This is a genomic window from Micromonospora sp. NPDC047557, assembly GCF_043205095.1.
Taxonomy (GTDB): domain Bacteria; phylum Actinomycetota; class Actinomycetes; order Mycobacteriales; family Micromonosporaceae; genus Micromonospora.
Genome location: NZ_JBIDDK010000002.1, coordinates 1 through 17,909, shown reverse-complemented (window position 1 = coordinate 17,909; position 17,909 = coordinate 1). Strand labels below are relative to the sequence as shown.

The following is a 17,909-nucleotide window of genomic DNA, read 5'->3' as shown; positions in this document are numbered from 1 at the left end:
CCCTCCTCGACCCGGTCAGGAATCAAGAAGCGCCGGGTCGGCGCCCCGGCCTAGCCTTTTCCCAGGTAGCCGGCACCACGCCGGGCCGGGAAACATCGAGAGGGAGCCCGACATGTCCGCGAAGACCTCCACGACCGAGTCCGACGGCTTCAGCGCCGAGGAGCGCGCCGCGATGAAGGAGCGTGCGGCCGAGCTGCGCGCCGAGGGCAAGAAGGGCGCCAAGAGGGCCGACGGGTTGCAGGCGGTCCTCGACCGGATCGCGCAGATGGCGCCCGACGATCGCGCGCTCGCCGAGCGCGTGCACGTGGCGGTGACCGCCGCCGCCCCCGACCTGACGCCGAAGACCTGGTACGGGATGCCCGCCTACGCGAACGCGGCCGACAAGATCGTCGTCTTCTTCCAGGACTCCGGCAAGTTCAACTACCGCTACTCGACCCTGGGCTTCCAGGACACGGCCAACCTCGATGACGGAGACATCTGGCCGGTGGCGTACGCGCTGCGGACGTGGAGCCCCGAGGTGGAGAAGAGGGTCATCGAGCTGGTACGCGCGGCGGCCTCCTGAGCATCGCCGCGATCGGGTGGCTCACGGTCGGCGGACCGGGTTGCGACCGCACGCCCGCCGGCCCGCGGTGACGCTGGCGCTTGCGCCCACCGGCGATGATCGGTCCGTGTCGCTCTGGGAGGTCGTCTCGCGCATCGGCGTACCGCTGATCGCCGTCGTCGGCGCCGCGTTCGTCGTGGCTGGCGCGTTCACCGAGCCGCCCGACTCCTTCTCCTGGCCACGCGGCTGGCAGTGGGCGTGGACGGGGCTGTGGCTCATGGCCGCCGGCGAAGCGGCGTTCGGCACCGACCGACCGTGGTTCGAGCGCGCCTGGAAGGGTGCCGCGGCGCTGCTCGTCGCCGTGGCCTGCGTGGTCGCCGTGTGGCGTCACCATCGGTGGCGAAGGCAGGCGCGGCCCACGGGCGAGCGAGGGCGGTAGCCGACGGTCCGGGACGACGCGACGCGGACGCCGGCCGCCCCAGCCCGCCACCGGCACCGGGCCGACGGCGGGCTGAAGCGCAGGCGCGGGACGCGCCGGGTCAGGTCGTCGTGCAGGTGAGGTCGGTCGGCGGGTTGTTGACGCCGGTCGCGGAGGCGATGAAGCCGAACGTCGTCGAGCCGCCTGCCGGCAGCGACCCGTTGTAGTCGACGTTCGTCACCCGCACGTTCGCGCCGCTCTGCGTGTGTGCGCCGCTCCAGATCTGGCTGATCACCTGCCCGTTGGGGAAGGTCCAGGAGACGGTCCAGCCACGGATCGCGGCCGCGCCGGCGGTCACGGTGACCTCGCCCTGGAAGCCGCCCGACCACGAACTCGTCACCGTGTACGTGGCCCGCGCACCGGACGGCGACGGCGTGCTCGTCACGGTCGGCGTCGGCGTCGGCGTCGGCGTCGGGCTCAGGGTCGGAGTGGCGGTGGGCGTGGGCGTGCTGCTCAGCGTCGGCGACGGAGTCACACCGGGCCGCGCGGCGCGGTAGGTGTGCCCGGCGCGGACGGCGAGTTGAACGACATCCGTCTCCGGCCGGGTGGTGGTGGGCGTGCTGCCGTCGGTGACGTCGACGAGGGTGAAGGAACCGGTGAAGAGCCGGCCGCGGAGTCGTACGGTGCCGTCCCGGTCGGCGCGGACGCTGATCTCGTCGGCCTGCCCGCTGGTCCAGGCCACGCCGACGGTGTATCCGCCGCGCGCGCGAAGCCCCGCGACCTGGCCGGTGGGCCAGGCGCTCGGCAGCGCCGGCAGCAGGTGCAGCTCGCCGGTGTGGCTGTGCAGCACCATCTCGGCGATGCCGGAGGTCGCGCCGAAGTTGCCGTCGATCTGGAACGGTGGGTGCAGGTCGAACATGTTCGGCGCGAGCCGGTCGGTCCGCACGAGGTCTTTCAGGAGCTTGTGGGCGCGGGCGCCGTCCTCCAGCCGAGCCCAGTAATTGATCTTCCAGGCGAGGGACCAGCCGGTGCCGTCGTCACCGCGCAGCTCCAGCGTCCGGCGCGCGGCCTCGTAGAGCTGCGGGGTGCCGCGTTTGGTGATCTGGTTGCTGGGATGCAGGCCGTACAGGTGGGAGACGTGCCGGTGGTTCCGCTCGGTCTCGACCCAGTCGGCGAGCCACTCCTGGACGTTGCCGCGCGAGCCGACCTTCGTGGGCGCCAGCCGGTCCCGGGCCGTGCGCACCTGGGAGCGGAACGTCGTGTCGACGCCCAGCACCTCGCTGGCGCGGGCAGCCGCGTCGAACAGGTCCCGCAGGATCTGGTTGTCCATGGTGGGGCCCGCGCAGACACTGGCGTTCGAGTGGTGCGGCAGCTCCGGCGAGTTCGACGGGTTCGTGACCAGGTAGCCGAGCGCCGGGTGGGCCACCAGGGTGTCGAGGAAGAACTGGGCGGCGCCCTTGAGGGCCGGATAGTTGGCCGACAGGAAGCCGACGTCGCCGGTGAACAGGTAGTGCTCCCAGATGAGGGTGGACAGCCAGGCGCCACCGGTCTGCCACATGCCCCACAGCGCCCCGTCGACGACCGAGGCGCCGCGCCACCCGTCGGTGTTGTGGTGGGTGACCCAGCCGCCGGCGCCGTACTGCGCCTGGGCGACCCGCGCACCGGTCACCGTGAGGTCCTTGATCATGTCGAAGACCGGCAGGAAGCACTCGGCCAGGTTCGTCGTGTCGGCGGGCCAGTAGTTCATCGGCAGGTTGGCGTTGAGGGTGTACTTCGAGTCCCAGGGCGGCGTCATGGAGTCGTTCCAGATGCCCTGGAGGTTCGCCGGTTGGGTGCCCGGCCGCGACGAGGAGATCAGCAGGTAGCGGCCGTACTGGAACAGCAGGGCGGAGAACTGCGGGTCGTTGGTGCTCGCGTGCTGGGCGATCCGCACGTCGGTCGGCTGATCGGCGGCGGCCGTACGACCCAGGTCGATGGTCACCCGATTGAACAGGGCCTGGTAGTCGGCGAGATGGCGACTGCGCAGCTGGTCGATGCCCACGCCACGGGCCGCGGCGAGGCGGCTGCGCGCGATGCCCTGGTAGTCGCCGTTGACCGTGCGGTAGTTGACGTAGCTCGAACCGATCGAGATCAGTACGGTCACGCTCGTGGCACCGGAGACCCGCAGGGTGCCTCCGGAACTGCTGACCGTACCGCCGGTCGCGACGGCCTGGGCCAGGGCGAGGAAACGCACCGATCCGTTGACACCCTCCATGGCGCCGGAGATGCCGTCGACAGCGATCGTGGCGGCGTCGGGGCTCGACATGGTCGTCCGCTGTGGACTGTCGAAGGTGGCGTTGAACGTGATCGAGTTGGCGCGGTCGGCGGTCAGCCGGAGCACGATCACCGCATCGGGTGCGCTGGCGAACACCTCACGCTGGTACCGGACACCGTTGAGCACGTACGTCGTGGTGACGGTGGCGGTCGTGAGGTCGAGCGCCCGGTTGTACTGCGACGCCCCGCTGGCCGATCCGAAGGCGAGCCGGAGGTTGCCCACCGGCTGGTAGGCGAGCTGGCCGCCCGGGGTTCCCATCATCGTCTGGTTGATGAGGTCCTGCGCCTGGGTCCACTGGTCCGCGAAGACGCGCCGCCGGATCTCGGCCAGGTTGGCCGCCCCCCGGGTGTTGGCGGAGTCGTACGGGCCGCCGGCCCAGATGGTGTCCTCGTTGAGCTGGAGTCGTTCGGTGTCGACGTTGCCGAACACCATCGCGCCCAGCCGGCCGTTGCCGACCGGCAGCGCCCGCAGCCAGTCGGTGCCCGCGGGTTCGTCGTACCACAGGGCCAGGTCGCCGGCGGCGAGCACCTGCGGCGGCGCCACCGAGCCGGCGCGGGCGACGGCGGACCACGCGACTGGCAGCAGCGCGGCTCCGGCGCCCGCCGCACCGGCCCTCAGCACGTTCCTTCGTGTCACTTCAGGCATGGTCTCTCCAATCAGCGCAGCTCAGAGGCGCAGGAGGGTGAGGACGGCGCCCGTGCCGGGCCACCGCCGAAGAAGTCGAATGTCGTGGACGTGCCCACGGCCAGCGCGCCGTTCGAGGTCTCCTGCGAGACGTGCGGCTGCTGCCGTTGGACGTGTGGTGGGGCACCCTGCTGTTAGCGTTAACAAGTGCCGCCCGTTCGCACCCTGCAGCAACGTTCACAGCCGGGACCGACGCGCCGAGCTCCCGACGGCGGGTCATCTCTCCCTCTATAGACCTTCGTAGATGGCGGTGCCGCTCGTCAAGGGATGTCGGCCATGTTTCCCGCCGGCGTCCCTTCGGGTTCGCGGGGCGACCGCCCCGCCCCGACGCTCGGACCGGCTTGCCATCTCGACGGCATCTTCGGCGCATCCAGGGCAGACGATGTTATCGCGAACACTCAGTAGCCTCAGGTACGGACCGCGCGGAAGGTGGCGCCGGTGTCCGCAGGCACGCCGGCCGGTTCTGGGCGACCGCCACCAACGTCAGCCTGGGCCGACACTTCATCGTCACCGCTGGTTCGACTACCGGCCGGCAGCACGGCCGACCGACTGAGCGCGGACCGGCTCGCCATCGACGGATCACCGTAGACTCCCCGTGTGATCGAGGAGAGCCGGCGGCACCACCCGCGCAAGCCCCGGCGCGGTGACCTGCCCATCGCCACGATCGCCGCGCTCGCCGGGGTGTCCTCACCCACGGTGTCCAAGGTTCTCAACGGCCGCGCCGGGGTGGGCGAGCAGACCCGGCAGCGGGTGGAGGCACTGCTGCGGGACCATGGCTACCGCCGGCCGGAGACCGCCGCGAGGACCCTCTGCATCGAGGTGCTCTTTCACCAGATGCTGTCCTCGATCGCCCTGGAGATCCTGCGGGGGATCCAGGAGGTCGCCGGCTCCCGGGACTGCACGGTCGGCTTCATCGACATCCGCCACCGCGTGGCGGCGGGACTGCCCTGGCTGGAGCCCCTGCTGGTGCGGCAGCCCACCGCCGTCATCGCGGTCTGCTCCGTGGTCACCGCCGAGCATGGCAGACAGCTGACCGCCATGGGCATCCCGCTCGTGGCCATCGACCCGGTCGGCGAGCTGTTCCCCACGCCCGCCGTCGGGTCGAACAACTGGAGCGGCGCCCTGGCCGCCACCCGGCATCTGCTCGACCTCGGCCACCGACGGATCGGAGTGGTCACCGGCCCGCAGCAGGACCTGTCCGCGCGGGCTCGCCTCGACGGCTTCCGCGCCGCGCTGGACCATGCCGGCGTTCCGTTCGACGGCAGCCTCGAACAGCGCGGAGTCTTCAGCTTCGAGGACGGCCGCGACCTCGGCCGTGAGTTGCTGACCCTGGCCGAACCGCCCACCGCCGTCGTCTGCGGCAACGACCTCCAGGCGCTCGGCGTCTATGCGGCGGCCCACGAGGCCGGTCTGCGCATCCCCGACGACCTCAGCGTCGTCGGCTTCGACGATGTGGACCAGGCGACCTGGACCACGCCACCGCTCACCACGGTGCGACAGCCGTTCAGCGAGATCGGAGCCACCGCTGCCCGGCTGGCGTTGGCGCTGGCCGACGGCCATTCCCTGCCCCAGGAGCGGTACGAGCTGGGCACCGCGCTTGTCGTGCGGGGCAGCACCGGGCCGCCCGGTTTCCGGCGGCCGGACGCCGCCCTCCGCCCGTGAGCCAAAGTTTTCTTGGCGGCCATGTCGAGAAACGGCGCGCGGCTCCGTCCCCGAGGTGAACGTGACCGCAACGGGTCACACCAGCGAGAAGGAACACGACGATGGCGAAGTACCTGCTGCTGAAGCACTACCGCGGCGGTCCGGCCGCGGTCAACGACGTGCCGATGGACCGGTGGACGCCGGAGGAGATCTCGGCGCACATGCAGTACATGCACGACTTCGCGTCCCGGCTGGAGAAGACCGGCGAGTTCATCGACGGTCAGGCGCTCGCCCCCGAGGGAGCATGGGTCCGCTACGACGGCCCGGGACGCCCGCCGGTCACCGACGGTCCGTTCGCCGAGACCAAGGACCTCATCGCCGGCTGGATGGTGATCGACGTCGACAGTTACGACCGCGCCGTCGAGCTCGCCGGGGAACTGTCGGCCGCTCCGGGGGCGGGCGGGAAGCCGATCCACGAGTGGCTCGAGGTGCGCCCCTTCCTGACCGAGCCCCCCACCATCGCTGAGTGACCTCGGCGATGAACGAGGCACTGCTCCGGAGTCTCACGCCGGGCGTGCTCGGCGTCCTCGTCCGCCGCGGAGTTGACTTCGCGGCGGCCGAGGACGCCGTGCAGGACGCGCTGGTCGAGGCCATCCGCGTCTGGCCGGCCGACCCGCCGCGGGACCCGAAGGGCTGGCTGATCACCGTGGCCTGGCGCCGGTTCCTCGACACCACGAGGGCGGACGCCGCCCGTCGCCGTCGTGAGGACCTCGTCGACTCCGAGCCGGCGCCGGGGCCCACGCCGACGGTGGACGACGACCTCCAGCTCTACTTTCTCTGCGCCCACCCGTCGCTGACGCCGTCGTCCGCCGTCGCGCTCACGTTACGGGCCGTCGGCGGGCTGACCACCCGGCAGATCGCCGACGCCTACCTGGTGCCCGAGGCGACCATGGCGCAACGCATCAGCCGGGCCAAACGCACCGTCGCCACCGTGCGGTTCGACCAGCCCGGCGACGTCGCCACCGTGCTGCGCGTCCTCTATCTGGTCTTCAACGAGGGCTACACCGGCGACGTCGACCTCGCGGCCGAGGCCATCCGACTCACCCGGCAACTCGCGGCCGCCATCGACCATCCCGAGGTGGCGGGACTGCTCGCCCTCATGCTCCTGCACCACGCCCGCCGCGCCAGCCGGACCGCGTCCGACGGCAGCCTGGTGCCGCTCGCCGAGCAGGACCGCGGCCGGTGGGACACCACAGTCATCGCCGAGGGCGTCGACATCCTCCAGGCGGCCCTCGCCCGGGACCGGCTGGGCGAGTTTCAGGCCCAGGCCGCCATCGCGGCGCTGCACGCCGACGCGCCCACCGCCGAGGAGACCGACTGGGTGCAGATCGTCGAGTGGTACGACGAGCTGGCACGCCTGACCGACAGCCCGGTCGTCCGGCTCAACCGCGCGGTGGCCGTCGGTGCCGCCGACGGCGCCCGGGCCGGCCTGGCGGCGCTCGCGGAGCTGGACGACTCGCTGCCCCGTCACACGGCGGTGGCCGCGTACCTGTACGAGCGCGACGGCCAGCTCGCGACGGCGGCCCGCCTGTACGTCGAGGCGGCCCACCAGGCCCCCAACCTCGCCGAACGCGACCACCTGACGCGCCAGGCCGCCCGGCTCAACGCCCGCCGGCAACGGTGACGGCGCCCGATCGGCGCCCCCGTCAGAGGTGTGTCGCCAGCGGCACGACGCAGAGCGCTCGGCGCGGTCATCCCGGATCGGCTTCGACTGCCGGCCCCGCCGTCGTCGCGTGACGGGGCCGGCGCGAACGATCGTGCTCGGTCAGCTGTTCAGGTTGGCGAGCAGCGCGCTGCTCATGCCCTGCTCACCGCGCGCGTTCGGGTGGAAGGGCGCGGCCGAGTTCTCCGGCACCAACCCCTCGACCCATCGGGTGCCGCTGCCCTTGCACGCGTCCCGACCGATCGACGGCGTGTAGACGTCGGCGTAGGTGGCGCCGTTCGCCCCGGCGGCGCTGGCCAGCATGGCGTTGAGCGACTTCTCGATACCGCGCAGGTACGGCACGTCCTGGTAGGCGATCGGGACGACGGGCCAGCAGCCGTATCCGCTGTCGGGCAGGATCGCCGGATATCCGAGCACCACGATCCGCGCGCTCGGCGCGGCCCGACGGATCGCCTGCAGCGTGGTCGTCACCTTCGGCACGGTGGCCGCGATCCGGGCCTGCAGCTGGTCGGTGCCGCCGGCGGTGTACCGGTTCTTGCACGGTGAGCCGAGCGGACTGCTGAGGCTCGCCTCGGCGCATTCGCTGATGATGCCGGAGAAGCCGATGTCGTTGCCGCCGATCTGCACCGTCACCAGCGCCGTGCTCGACGTGACCGCGTTGAGCTGCGGTGGCACGTTGATGCCCAGTTGGCCGCTGCCGCCGTAGAGGATGTCGTCGGTCGTGGCGCCGGAGCAGCTCACGTCGGCGAACGACGTCGAGCCGGCGGACGCGGCCACCAGCGAGGGATAGTTGCGGTTCGACCGGAGACAGTTGAGGTCGACCTGGGTGGGGATCAGCGGACCGGCGGTGTACGAGTCGCCGAGCGCGACGTAGCGGCCGGTGGGGACCGCGGCGCTGGCGGGTGTGGCGACGGCGAGCAGCACACCGGCGGTGGCCGCGGCGAGCGCGGCGAGTCGGGTGGCTGCCCGCAGGAGCGGCAGGCGGGGACGGGGCATGACGCCTCCCAGGGGAGATCGCGGTGGTGGTGGTGCCGCGATCCTGTCGCCGCCGCCGAGGGGGCGTCAATATAGATGACCCTCACTAAATACCGTCCCACGGTGTGGGCCAGGAGGGCTGCGCGGCGGGTCCAACCCTTCGAGGTCCGCGCCTGATGCCGGCGGCGTTGACGGCCATGTGTCGTACGCGTTAAATTGGCGCTTATCTATGTCATCGGCTCCTGTGGACCGGCAGCCGGCCCTCGCCGCCAACCACCCGCAAGGAGTGCACGTGCTCAGACGAAGAATGGCCCTACTGCTCTCCACGCTCCTTGCGGTCACCCTCGGCACCGCGGTGGTCAGCGGCGCGATGGTGCTCACCACCACCCGACCCGCGCAGGCGTTGGAGAACGGGCTGGCCCGCACGCCACAGATGGGCTGGAACGACTGGAACTCGTTCGGTTGCAACGTCAACGAGACGCTCATCCGGCAGACGGCCGACGCGCTGGTCTCCAGCGGCATGGCCGCGGCCGGATACCGCTACGTCAACATCGACGACTGCTGGTCCACCAAACAGCGCAATGCCAGCGGCGACCTGGTCGCCGATCCGCAGAAGTTTCCGAGCGGCATCAAGGCTCTCGCCGACTACGTCCACGACAAGGGCCTCAAGCTGGGCATCTACTCCTCGGCCGGCACCCTCACCTGCGCCGGGTACCCGGCCAGCATCAACTACGAGCAACGCGACGCCAACCTCTGGGCATCCTGGGGGATCGACTACCTCAAGTACGACAACTGCGGCGACCACCTCGGTCGGAGCGCGCAGCAGCGCTACACCGCCATGCGGGACGCGCTCGCGGCCACCAATCGGCCGATCCTCTACAGCCTGTGCAGTTGGGGACAGGACAGCGTCTGGACCTGGGGCGCGGGGGTGGGCAACTCCTGGCGTACCACCGGCGACATCGGTGGGAACTGGAACTCCATCATGAGCATCCTCGACCAGCAGGTCGGCAAGGAGTCGTACGCCCGACCCGGTGCGTGGAACGACCCGGACATGCTGGAGGTCGGCAACGGCCCCACCGACACCGAGTCCCGGGCCCACTTCAGCCTGTGGGCGCTGCTGAACGCCCCGCTGCTGGCGGGCAACGACATCCGCACCATGTCGGCGGCCACCCGCACGATCCTGACCAACACCGACGTGATCGCCGTCAACCAGGACTGGGGCGGTCAGCAGGGCCGCAAGATCAGTGACTCCGGTGACCTGGAGGTCTGGCGCAAGCCGATGTCCACCGGCGGGGTGGCCACCGTGCTGCTCAACCGCGGCAGCGGCACGACCACGATCTCCACCACGGCCAGCGCGCTCGGGCTCGGCAGCGCCGGCTCGTACGCCGTACGTGACCTGTGGTCCCACACGACCTCGACGTCGACCGGCACGATCAGCGCGTCGGTGCCGGCGCACGGCGCCGCCATGTTCCTGGTCACCGGCGGCGGCACTCCCCCACCGAGCACTCCCCCACCGAGCACGACGTCGACGATCCGCAGCACGTCCGCCGGCCGGTGCCTGGACGTCAACGGCGCGTCCCAGACCAACGGCGCCACGGCCATCATCTGGGACTGCCACGGCCAGGCCAATCAGTCCTGGACCTCGACCAGCGCTCAGGAGCTGCGGGTCTACGGAGGCAAGTGCCTCGACGTCAACAACGCCGGCACCGCCAACGGAACATCGGTGATCATCTGGGACTGTCACGGCCAGGCGAACCAACAGTGGCGCTTCAACGCCGACGGCTCGATCACGGCGGTCGCCTCGGGCCGCTGCCTGGACCTGGTGGGCAACGGTACGGCGAATGGCACACGCACCCAGATCTGGGACTGCAACGGCGCAGCCAGCCAGCGGTGGAGCCGCAGTTGAGCGATCCGCCCCGCTAGGCGGGGCGTGGCCGGCCGGGCGCGGTCGCGGGCACCGACCCGCGCGTCGCCCGGCCGGCGCACGCCGCCCCATGCTCACCCCTGCGGCACGCGGGGAACGTCCGACGCATACCATTGCCACGGTTCGGGACGGCTCTGCTGAAACGAGGCGACATGCGTTGGCTCCAGCGGTTGCTGGGCGGCGGGCGGGTCCAGCTCGACCCGGGGCGGCAGCAGGCGCTGCTGCGGGACCTCCAGCACGGATACGGCGCGCACTCCCGGAACCCGTTTCCCGCGCAGGTCGAAGCGGCGACCGGAATGCTCAGCGGCGATGACGGCCTGGTGGTGGCGGCCCGGATTCTGAGCCAGGTCGCCGACGAGGCACACGTGGATCTGCGGGCGCAGGCGCAGGACATCCACCGGCGCACGGGCCGGCGGCTCCTGGTGCACCGGCGGAACTACCGGCCGCTGTGGATGGAGGCCGGTCCCGGCCTGCGGTGGCCGCTGTTCGCGCTGCCGTGCGGCTTTCACCCGTACGCCCAGGTGGCCGCCGCCGCCGCGGTGGTCGGCGGCCGGGCAGCCCGGCTCGATCGAGTGACCGACCCGAACCCGCTGGTGACCCATGTGTTCGAGGTGCTCGACCTCACCACCGCCGGCTGGGAGTACGGCCGGGTGCGGGTGGACACCGACGCCGCCGCGTTCGTCGATCGTCTGATCACGAGCGCCGCGCAGATCCTCGCCGCGATGGACGACCCGCCCCGGTTGCCACCTGCGGTCCGTGCGCTGATGCGTCGCAACAACACAGTGGACGTGCACGATCCGGCCGGCCCGCGCGCGGTGGGACGGATCAACCTGGGCGCGCGGATGCGGGAACAGCTGCTGGCCTGACCGCGGCGGCCGACGGCGCGCCCCGGAGCCGGACGGTCCCCAGCCCGAGAGGGCCCTAGGCGCGGGCGTTCGTGGCCAGGAAGGCGAGCAGCAGGGCCGCCGTCTCGTCGGGGTACTGCACGTGCGGGTAGTGACCCGCGCCCTCGATGACCTCGAGGCGGCCCAACCCGGCCGGCAGCGCGGCCACGATCGCCTCCCCCTCGGCTCGCGGGTCGGCCCAGTCCGGGTCGAGCGAGCCCTCGACGATCAGGGCCGGGCAGCGGACGTTACCCAGCTGCGCCCCGGCGTCGACCGGCGCCGACTGGCCCATCTTGCGCATCGCCGCCATCCGGCCGGGCTCGCGCATCATGGCGTCGATCCGGGTCGTGCGGGCTGCCCAGTCGGCCGGCTTCCTCGCCGGGTAGGCGATGTCGAGGTAGCTGCGCCAGAGCGGCACGCTGCCCAGCAGGCCGGTGCCGAGCAGCCGGGCCATGCCCTTGCGGTAGCGGGCGACCCGCAGGTCACCCAGCTTGATCGACTGCTTGCGGGTGAAGGGGGCCAGTTCGACGATGCCGGTGATCAGCTCGGGCGCCTGGGCGGCGGCGATGGTGGCGGCCCCGCCGGAGATCGAGTGACCGACCAACACGGCCGGACCGCCGAGGTCGCGGATCACCGCGAGCAGATCGCCCGCGATGTCGGTGCGACTGTAGGAGGGCCACTGCGCGCTCGACTCGCCGCAACCCCGCAGGTCGACCGCCGCCACCCGGTAGCCGGCGGCCACCAGGCGCGGCACGACGAAGCGGTACGCCTCGCGGCTGTCACCCATGCCGTGGGCGAGAACGACGAGCGGCCCGGAGGCGCCGGTCACCTCGTACGCCAGGGTGCCGCCATCGACGGTCAGGTACTCGGTCATGGGATCCTCCAGGGGCTAGCTAATCGCGTTAGCTTTAAGCTAATTCAATTAGCTAGCCGTGTCAAGCCTGATCACCTTCGCCACGTCACCGAGGTCGTCGTTCAGTTGGTGATCGCGCCCCGGCAGCCGATACACCCGCGCCTGCGGGAGCACACCCGCGTACAGGTCCGCGTGCGACGGCGGCGCCGTCTCGTCCTGGAGGCCGTGAAACACCCGCACCGGTACGCCCCGCGGCAGCCGGGCACCGAGGTCGGGGGGAAGCTCGAACTCGTCGCCGGGCCAGCCGCCCGCGCCGACGAACGGGGCGGCGATCAGCACGATCATCGCGAGGTCCCGCTCGGGTGGCCGCTCGGCGAGCGCGTGGACGAGGATCGCCCCGCCCACCGAATGGCCCACGACGACGGCTCCGTCGTCCAGTGCCGCGATCTCCCGCCGGATGGCGGCGCTCCAGGTGGCGCAGCTCGGGTCGCCCTCGTCGGGCATCCGCGGGTAACGGACCTCGTACGTGTCCCCGAGCCCGCGTCGCAGGCTGTCGAACAACCTGTTGTCCCACTCGTCGTGCGTGCCGGCGCCAGCGCCCTGGACGAACAGGACCTGTGCGTTCGCTGCCATGACGATCCCCTCTCGTGTGCTGCGTCGACGCGGCATCACGCGCCGGCGGCGGGTTGAGCCGCGAGGCGGGGACAGGCAGGGATCAACGGAACGATTCATTCACAGCGGGAAAAACACCACTGGTATCCGCTCCCACTTTAACGTATATCGCAACGGGGGCCTTGCCGCAAGACCCGGGTCTTGCCGCAGAATCGTCCGCCGGACACCGGAACGGACGAAGAAACGGGGCACGATGATCGACCAGTATGTGCGAGATCTCGACGAGGTCGACGAGACGCAGATCGCGATCGTCGGCGGCAAGGGCGCCCGTCTGGGGGCGTTGTCGCGGATCGACGGCATCCGCGTACCGGCTGGCTTCTGCGTGACGACGAACGCCTTCCGACGGGTCATGGCCGAGGTGCCCTCGATCGACGATCAGCTCGACCACCTGTCGCGCCTGAAGCCCGACGACCGGGAGGCGGTCCGCGACCTCAGCGCCCAGATCCGCCGGGCCATCGAAGGGGTCGCCCTACCCGACGACGTGGCGGCGGCCATCGGCCGGGCGCTCAGCCGGCACGACGAGGAGGCTGCCTACGCCGTCCGATCCAGCGCTACGGCGGAGGACCTGGCGACGGCCTCCTTCGCGGGCCAGCAGGACACGTACCTGAACGTCAAAGGTCCGGCGGCGATCAGCGCGCACGTGAGCCGGTGCTGGGCCTCGCTCTTCACCGAGCGGGCCGTCACCTACCGTCAGCGCAACGGCATTGACCACCACGCGGTCCACCTGGCCGTTGTCGTGCAGAAGATGGTATTTCCGCAGGCAGCCGGCGTCCTCTTCACGGCCGACCCCGTCACGTCCAACCGGAAGGTCGCCTCCGTGGAGGCCAGCTTCGGCCTCGGCGAGGCCCTGGTCTCCGGGCTGGTGAACCCGGACTCCTACCGGGTGCGCGACGGCGCGATCATCGACCGGACGATCGCCAGCAAGCGTCTCGCCATCGAGGCGCTGCCGGGCGGCGGGACCACGAAACAGGCGATCAGCCCGGAACGACAGGAGCAGCCGGCGCTGACGGACGCGCAGGTCCTGCGGCTGGTGGACGTGGGCCGGCGGATCGAAGCGCACTTCGGTCACCCGCAGGACATCGAATGGTGCCTGGTCGACGGCGAGGTCGCGGTCGTGCAGAGCCGACCGATCACGACGCTGTTCCCCGTCCCGGCGGCGGCCGAGGACGGGGAGAACCACGTCTACCTCTCCGTCGGCCACCAGCAGATGATGACCGACGCCATGAAGCCGTTGGGGCTCTCCATGTGGCAGCTGACGGCCATGGCGCCGATGCACGAGGCCGGCGGGAGATTGTTCGTCGACGCCACCCGGCTGCTGGCAGCGCCCGCGAGCCGCGCCGGCTTCCTCCGGATGGCGGAGAGATCCGATCCGTTGACCAGGGACGCGCTGGAGACAGTCCTCGCCCGCCCCGACTTCGTTCCGACGCTCCCGGACGGCGGCCCCAGCGGCCCGCCCGTCGGCGGCACGCCCGCCCCGATCGAGAACGACCCGGCGATCGTCGCCGAGCTGATCGAGCGCAGCGAGGCGTCTCTCGCCGCCCTGCGACGCGACATCGCGACGGTGACGGGGACGGCGCTGTTCGACTTCCTGCTGAAGGCGTTCGAGGAGCACAAGCGGATCCTCAGTGATCCCTTGAGCATGCAGGCGATCATGGCGGGCATCGAGGCCACCTGGTGGCTCAACGAGCAGCTGTCCGAATGGCTGGGCGAGAAGAACGCCGCCGACACCCTCACGCTGTCCGCCCCGGGCAACATCACGTCGGAGATGGGCCTGGCACTGCTCGACGTCGCGGACGTCATCCGACCGCATCCGGAGGTGGTGGCCTTCCTGCGGGACGTCGAGGACGACGGCTTCCTCGACGAGCTGCCGAGGCTCGCGGGCGGGACCGAGGCGCGCGACGCCATCCGGGCCTACCTCGACCGGTACGGCATGCGGTGCGTCGGCGAGATCGACATCACCAGACCGCGCTGGAGCGAACGCCCCACCACGCTCGTACCCCTGATCCTCGACAACATCAGGCTCCTCGAACCGGGCGCCGCCGGACGGCGCTTCGAGCAGGGGCTTCAGGCGGCGCAGCAGAAGCGCGAGGAGCTGCTGGAGCGGCTGCGGGCCCTGCCGGACGGGGACCGGAAGGCCGACGAGACCGCGCGGATGATCGACCGGGTCCGCACCTTCATCGGGTACCGGGAGTATCCGAAGTACGCCATCATCAGCCGCTACTTCGTCTACAAGCGGGCCCTGCTTCCCGAGGCCGAGCGCCTCGTGCGGGACGGCGTGCTCCGCGACCGGGACGACATCTTCTATCTCACCTTCTCCGAGCTGCGCGACGTCGTGCGGACGCACCAGGTCGACGACCACCTCATCCAGCGGCGGAGGGACGCGTTCCGGTGGCACCGGACGCTCACGCCGCCCCGGGTGCTCACCTCCGAGGGCGAGGCCATCGCCGGGGCGTACCGGCGCGACAATGTGCCGGCCGGCGCGCTGGCCGGCCTCGGAGTCTCCGGTGGGATCGTCGAGGGCCGAGCCCGCGTCCTGCTGGACATCGCCGAGGCCGAGCTGGAACCCGGCGACATCCTGGTCACCTCCTACACGGACCCGAGCTGGTCACCCCTGTTCGTCGCGGTCCATGCCCTGGTGACGGAGGTCGGCGGCCTGATGACCCACGGGGCGGTCATCGCCCGGGAGTACGGCCTGCCCGCCGTCGTCGGGGTGGCGGACGCGACCAGGCTGATCCGCGACGGGCAGCGGATCCGGGTGCACGGCACCGACGGGTACGTCGAGATCCTGTCACCGCCGGACGAGGCTCAGTTGTAGGGCATCGTCGGGAACCAGTCGTCGGCCGGTCGCGGCGGGCCACGTACCGGGTCAGCGAGGCTCAGATTTTCGGCGCTGCTGTCGATCTACCGCCCGCGCGACCCGTCGTAATGTAGAGGCCACCACCGAGGGGGCCGGCACACGACGGGACATGACAGATGGCCAAGTACATGATCCTCATCTACGGCGACGCCCAGCAGTGGGACGCGATGACCGACGAGCAGTGGAAGGCGCACGACGCGGCGCACGAGGCGTTCGTCGCCAAGGCCGGCACGCGGATCATCGACGGCCGGCAGCTGGAGCTGGCGCCCACGGCCACCACGCTGCGCGCGGACTCGGTGGGTCAGATCCAGACGACCGACGGCCCGTTCCTGGAGACCAAGGAGGCACTCGGTGGCTACTACCTGATCGAGGCCACCGACCTGGACGAGGTTCTGTCGATGGCGACGCTGCTTCCCGAGGTGCACGCTTCGCACAGCGGTGTGGAGATCCGCCCGGTGGTCGACCACGGCTGACGTGGCCGACCCACGGACGAAAGACGAGGTTGTCGCGGCGGTCGCCCAGGCGCACCGCCGCGACTGGGCCCAGGTCTTCAGCACCACGGCCCATCTGACCCGGGACCTCGACCTCGCCGAGGAGTGCACGCAGGACGCGTTCGCACAGGCCCTGGAGACCTGGACGGAAACCGGTGTCCCCGACCGACCGGGCGCGTGGTTGACCACCATCGCGCGCAACCGGGCCCGCGACGTGCTGCGCCGCGAATCGGTGTTCCGTCGCAAGATGCCGCTGCTCGTCGCCGACGAGACCACGCCGGGGCCCGAGGACGGCCTGGTCGACGATCGGCTGCGCCTCATCTTCACCTGCTCGCACCCCGCCCTGGCCCGGGAGGCGCAGGTCGCCCTGACCCTGCGCCTGGTCTGCGGGCTGTCCACACCCGAGGTCGCCCGCGCGTTCCTGGTGCAGCCGACGACCATGGCAGCCCGGATCACCCGGGCCAAGAAGAAGATCGCGGCGGCCCGCATCCCGTACCGGGTGCCGGGCCCGGACCAGCTCGAGGAGCGGGTGAGCGCCGTCCTGGAGGTCGTCCACCTGATCTTCACCACCGGGCACACGGCGCCACTCGGCGCCCACCTGGTTCGTCAGGATCTGGTGGACAGCGCGATCAGCCTGGCCCGCATGCTGCATCTGCTCATGCCGACCAACGCCGAGATCAGCGCGCTTCTCGCGCTGCTGCTGCTCAACGCCTCGCGCCAGGACACCCGAATGTCCGCGGACGGGCGCCTGGTGCTGCTGTCCGAGCAGGATCGCTCCCGCTGGGACCGGCAGCTCATCGCCGAGGGCCGGTCGTTGGTGACCGACGCGCTGCGCCGGCGGCCACCGACGCGGTACGCCCTGGAGGCCGCGATAGCCGCCCTGCACGCCGAGGCGGTGATCTGGGGGGACACCGACTGGGCCCAGATCGTCGCGCTCTACGACGCCCTGTTCCGGCTCTGGCCGTCGCCCGTGGTGGATCTCAACCGGGCCGTCGCGATCGGGCTCCGCGACGGTCCCCGGGCCGGCCTCGACGCGCTGAATCCCCTGCTCGCCGATCCGGCCCTGGCCACGTACGGGTACCTCAGTGCCGCCCGGGCCGACTTCCTGCGCCAACTGGGGCAGTGGTCGCAGGCCCGGACGGCCTACGAGGAGGCGCTGACCCTCACCGACAACGACGTCGAGCGCGCGTTCCTCAATGAGCGCTTGACCGAAGTCCAGCGGAATCTCTGAGCGCCAGCACCTCGCGGCAGGCCGATCCGTTGCCGTCTGCGCCCCGGCAGAGTTCAGCGGGGCGAGTCCCGGCGCGGCGGCACCCGGCGATCGCTCAGACGTCGGCCTCGATGGCGAAGGTGTTGCCGTCCGGGTCCTGGAACCACGCGATACGACCACCGCCGGCCCGCTCGGTGATCCCCTTCGAGTCGTGTTCGATCTGCTCGTAGCGGGCGAACTCGACGCCGGCCGAGGTCAGCTCGTCGACGATCTCGTCGATGTCGTCGACGTACCACGTCGCCAGCGTCGCCGGGGTCTTCCCGGCGGTGACCGACTGGTACACGTTGAGGGCCGGACCGCCACCGGAGGCGTAGATGCGGCTGCCGTCGGCGATGGTGGCGCTGGGCGCGGACCACAGCGCCACCAGGCCCAGCTTGCCTTCGTAGAACGCGACGGCCCTCGCGATGTCGGACACGGCGACCGATGGTCTCAACTGGTGTGCATTCAATGGCATGACCCACCCTGGCACGGACGGGCGGCCCTGGCACGTGACGCGGGGCGGGTTCGGCCTGGTGCCGAGCCCGCCCCCGGATGTCAGGTGGTGGAGGTCAGCGTTGCAGGGTGAGTAGGCCGGGGCGGTAGGGCAGGAGGCCGTAGTCGCCGCCGGAGTTGGGGGATCGGCCTTGGTAGAGCAGTTGGAGGTTGCAGGGGTCGACGGTGAA

At 71.1% G+C, this 17,909-nt stretch carries 15 protein-coding genes; 10 read left to right on the top strand and 5 right to left on the bottom strand.

Features of this window, described 5'->3' with window-relative positions; all coding sequences use genetic code 11:
- Nucleotides 1-112 precede the first annotated feature (112 nt).
- Nucleotides 113-562, top strand: a complete 450-nt coding sequence (locus ACGGAQ_RS07915; RefSeq protein WP_393045752.1) for an iron chaperone — start codon at nt 113-115, stop codon at nt 560-562.
- Nucleotides 563-668: 106 nt separating this feature from the next.
- Nucleotides 669-980, top strand: a complete 312-nt coding sequence (locus ACGGAQ_RS07910; protein WP_393045750.1) for a hypothetical protein — start codon at nt 669-671, stop codon at nt 978-980.
- Nucleotides 981-1,080: 100 nt separating this feature from the next.
- Here the strand turns inward: ACGGAQ_RS07910 and ACGGAQ_RS07905 are convergent, their stop codons facing one another.
- Nucleotides 1,081-3,918: a glycoside hydrolase N-terminal domain-containing protein gene (locus ACGGAQ_RS07905; protein WP_393045748.1), complete on the bottom strand. Its 2,838-nt coding sequence runs from the start codon at nt 3,916-3,918 to the stop codon at nt 1,081-1,083.
- Nucleotides 3,919-4,554: 636 nt separating this feature from the next.
- On the opposite strand from ACGGAQ_RS07905, the gene ACGGAQ_RS07900 reads away from it, so the two are divergent.
- The 3 genes from ACGGAQ_RS07900 (at nt 4,555) to ACGGAQ_RS07890 (ending at nt 7,282) form a co-directional block, all read left to right on the top strand.
- Entirely contained in the window at nt 4,555-5,619 is a 1,065-nt protein-coding gene (locus ACGGAQ_RS07900) for a LacI family DNA-binding transcriptional regulator (RefSeq protein WP_393045746.1), read from the top strand.
- Between the two features lie 101 nt (nt 5,620-5,720).
- A complete protein-coding gene (locus ACGGAQ_RS07895) occupies nt 5,721-6,128 on the top strand; it encodes a YciI family protein (protein WP_393045744.1) in 408 nt (135 codons plus the stop codon).
- A gap of 8 nt (nt 6,129-6,136) precedes the next feature.
- Complete coding sequence (locus tag ACGGAQ_RS07890; protein WP_393046783.1) at nt 6,137-7,282, top strand: RNA polymerase sigma factor; 1,146 nt, start codon at nt 6,137-6,139, stop codon at nt 7,280-7,282.
- Between the two features lie 141 nt (nt 7,283-7,423).
- Here ACGGAQ_RS07890 and ACGGAQ_RS07885 read toward each other — a convergent pair whose 3' ends face one another.
- Complete coding sequence (locus ACGGAQ_RS07885; RefSeq protein WP_393045742.1) at nt 7,424-8,317, bottom strand: SGNH/GDSL hydrolase family protein; 894 nt, start codon at nt 8,315-8,317, stop codon at nt 7,424-7,426.
- Between the two features lie 286 nt (nt 8,318-8,603).
- Between ACGGAQ_RS07885 and ACGGAQ_RS07880 the strand changes: the two genes are divergently transcribed.
- A complete protein-coding gene (locus ACGGAQ_RS07880; protein WP_393046780.1) occupies nt 8,604-10,202 on the top strand; it encodes a glycoside hydrolase family 27 protein in 1,599 nt (532 codons plus the stop codon).
- A gap of 170 nt (nt 10,203-10,372) precedes the next feature.
- A complete protein-coding gene (locus tag ACGGAQ_RS07875; RefSeq protein WP_393045740.1) occupies nt 10,373-11,086 on the top strand; it encodes a hypothetical protein in 714 nt (237 codons plus the stop codon).
- 55 nt (nt 11,087-11,141) lie between these two features.
- Here ACGGAQ_RS07875 and ACGGAQ_RS07870 read toward each other — a convergent pair whose 3' ends face one another.
- Both ACGGAQ_RS07870 and ACGGAQ_RS07865 read right to left on the bottom strand, forming a co-directional pair.
- On the bottom strand, nt 11,142-11,978 hold the full coding sequence (locus ACGGAQ_RS07870) for an alpha/beta fold hydrolase (protein WP_393045738.1): 837 nt from the start codon (nt 11,976-11,978) through the stop codon (nt 11,142-11,144).
- Between the two features lie 48 nt (nt 11,979-12,026).
- The gene (locus tag ACGGAQ_RS07865) at nt 12,027-12,590 is read right to left on the bottom strand and encodes an alpha/beta fold hydrolase (RefSeq protein ID WP_393045736.1); all 564 of its coding nucleotides are present in this window, start codon (nt 12,588-12,590) and stop codon (nt 12,027-12,029) included.
- Nucleotides 12,591-12,822: 232 nt separating this feature from the next.
- Here ACGGAQ_RS07865 and rph point away from each other — a divergent pair, with 232 nt between their 5' ends.
- From rph to ACGGAQ_RS07850, 3 genes are all read left to right on the top strand, one after another.
- Nucleotides 12,823-15,444, top strand: a complete 2,622-nt coding sequence (rph, locus tag ACGGAQ_RS07860; protein WP_393045734.1) for a rifamycin-inactivating phosphotransferase — start codon at nt 12,823-12,825, stop codon at nt 15,442-15,444.
- A gap of 158 nt (nt 15,445-15,602) precedes the next feature.
- The gene (locus ACGGAQ_RS07855; protein WP_393045732.1) at nt 15,603-15,959 is read left to right on the top strand and encodes a YciI family protein; all 357 of its coding nucleotides are present in this window, start codon (nt 15,603-15,605) and stop codon (nt 15,957-15,959) included.
- A gap of 1 nt (nt 15,960) precedes the next feature.
- Complete coding sequence (locus tag ACGGAQ_RS07850; protein ID WP_393045730.1) at nt 15,961-17,208, top strand: RNA polymerase sigma factor; 1,248 nt, start codon at nt 15,961-15,963, stop codon at nt 17,206-17,208.
- A gap of 94 nt (nt 17,209-17,302) precedes the next feature.
- On the opposite strand, the gene ACGGAQ_RS07845 is transcribed toward ACGGAQ_RS07850, so the two are convergent.
- Nucleotides 17,303-17,662 carry a VOC family protein gene (locus ACGGAQ_RS07845; protein ID WP_393045728.1) on the bottom strand — a complete coding sequence of 120 codons (360 nt, stop codon included), beginning with the start codon at nt 17,660-17,662 and terminating at the stop codon, nt 17,303-17,305.
- Nucleotides 17,663-17,909: the final 247 nt, after the last annotated feature.

Bases quoted from the DNA above. Each gene is read 5' to 3' on its own strand.
- ACGGAQ_RS07915 (WP_393045752.1), top strand. From the start codon at position 113: ATGTCCGCGAAGACCTCCACGACCGAGTCCGACGGCTTCAGCGCCGAG.
- ACGGAQ_RS07905 (WP_393045748.1), bottom strand. From the start codon at position 3,918: ATGCCTGAAGTGACACGAAGGAACGTGCTGAGGGCCGGTGCGGCGGGC.
- ACGGAQ_RS07895 (WP_393045744.1), top strand. From the start codon at position 5,721: ATGGCGAAGTACCTGCTGCTGAAGCACTACCGCGGCGGTCCGGCCGCG.
- ACGGAQ_RS07890 (WP_393046783.1), top strand. From the start codon at position 6,137: ATGAACGAGGCACTGCTCCGGAGTCTCACGCCGGGCGTGCTCGGCGTC.
- ACGGAQ_RS07885 (WP_393045742.1), bottom strand. From the start codon at position 8,317: ATGCCCCGTCCCCGCCTGCCGCTCCTGCGGGCAGCCACCCGACTCGCC.
- ACGGAQ_RS07880 (WP_393046780.1), top strand. From the start codon at position 8,604: ATGGCCCTACTGCTCTCCACGCTCCTTGCGGTCACCCTCGGCACCGCG.
- ACGGAQ_RS07875 (WP_393045740.1), top strand. From the start codon at position 10,373: ATGCGTTGGCTCCAGCGGTTGCTGGGCGGCGGGCGGGTCCAGCTCGAC.
- ACGGAQ_RS07870 (WP_393045738.1), bottom strand. From the start codon at position 11,978: ATGACCGAGTACCTGACCGTCGATGGCGGCACCCTGGCGTACGAGGTG.
- ACGGAQ_RS07865 (WP_393045736.1), bottom strand. From the start codon at position 12,590: ATGGCAGCGAACGCACAGGTCCTGTTCGTCCAGGGCGCTGGCGCCGGC.
- rph (WP_393045734.1), top strand. From the start codon at position 12,823: ATGATCGACCAGTATGTGCGAGATCTCGACGAGGTCGACGAGACGCAG.
- ACGGAQ_RS07855 (WP_393045732.1), top strand. From the start codon at position 15,603: ATGGCCAAGTACATGATCCTCATCTACGGCGACGCCCAGCAGTGGGAC.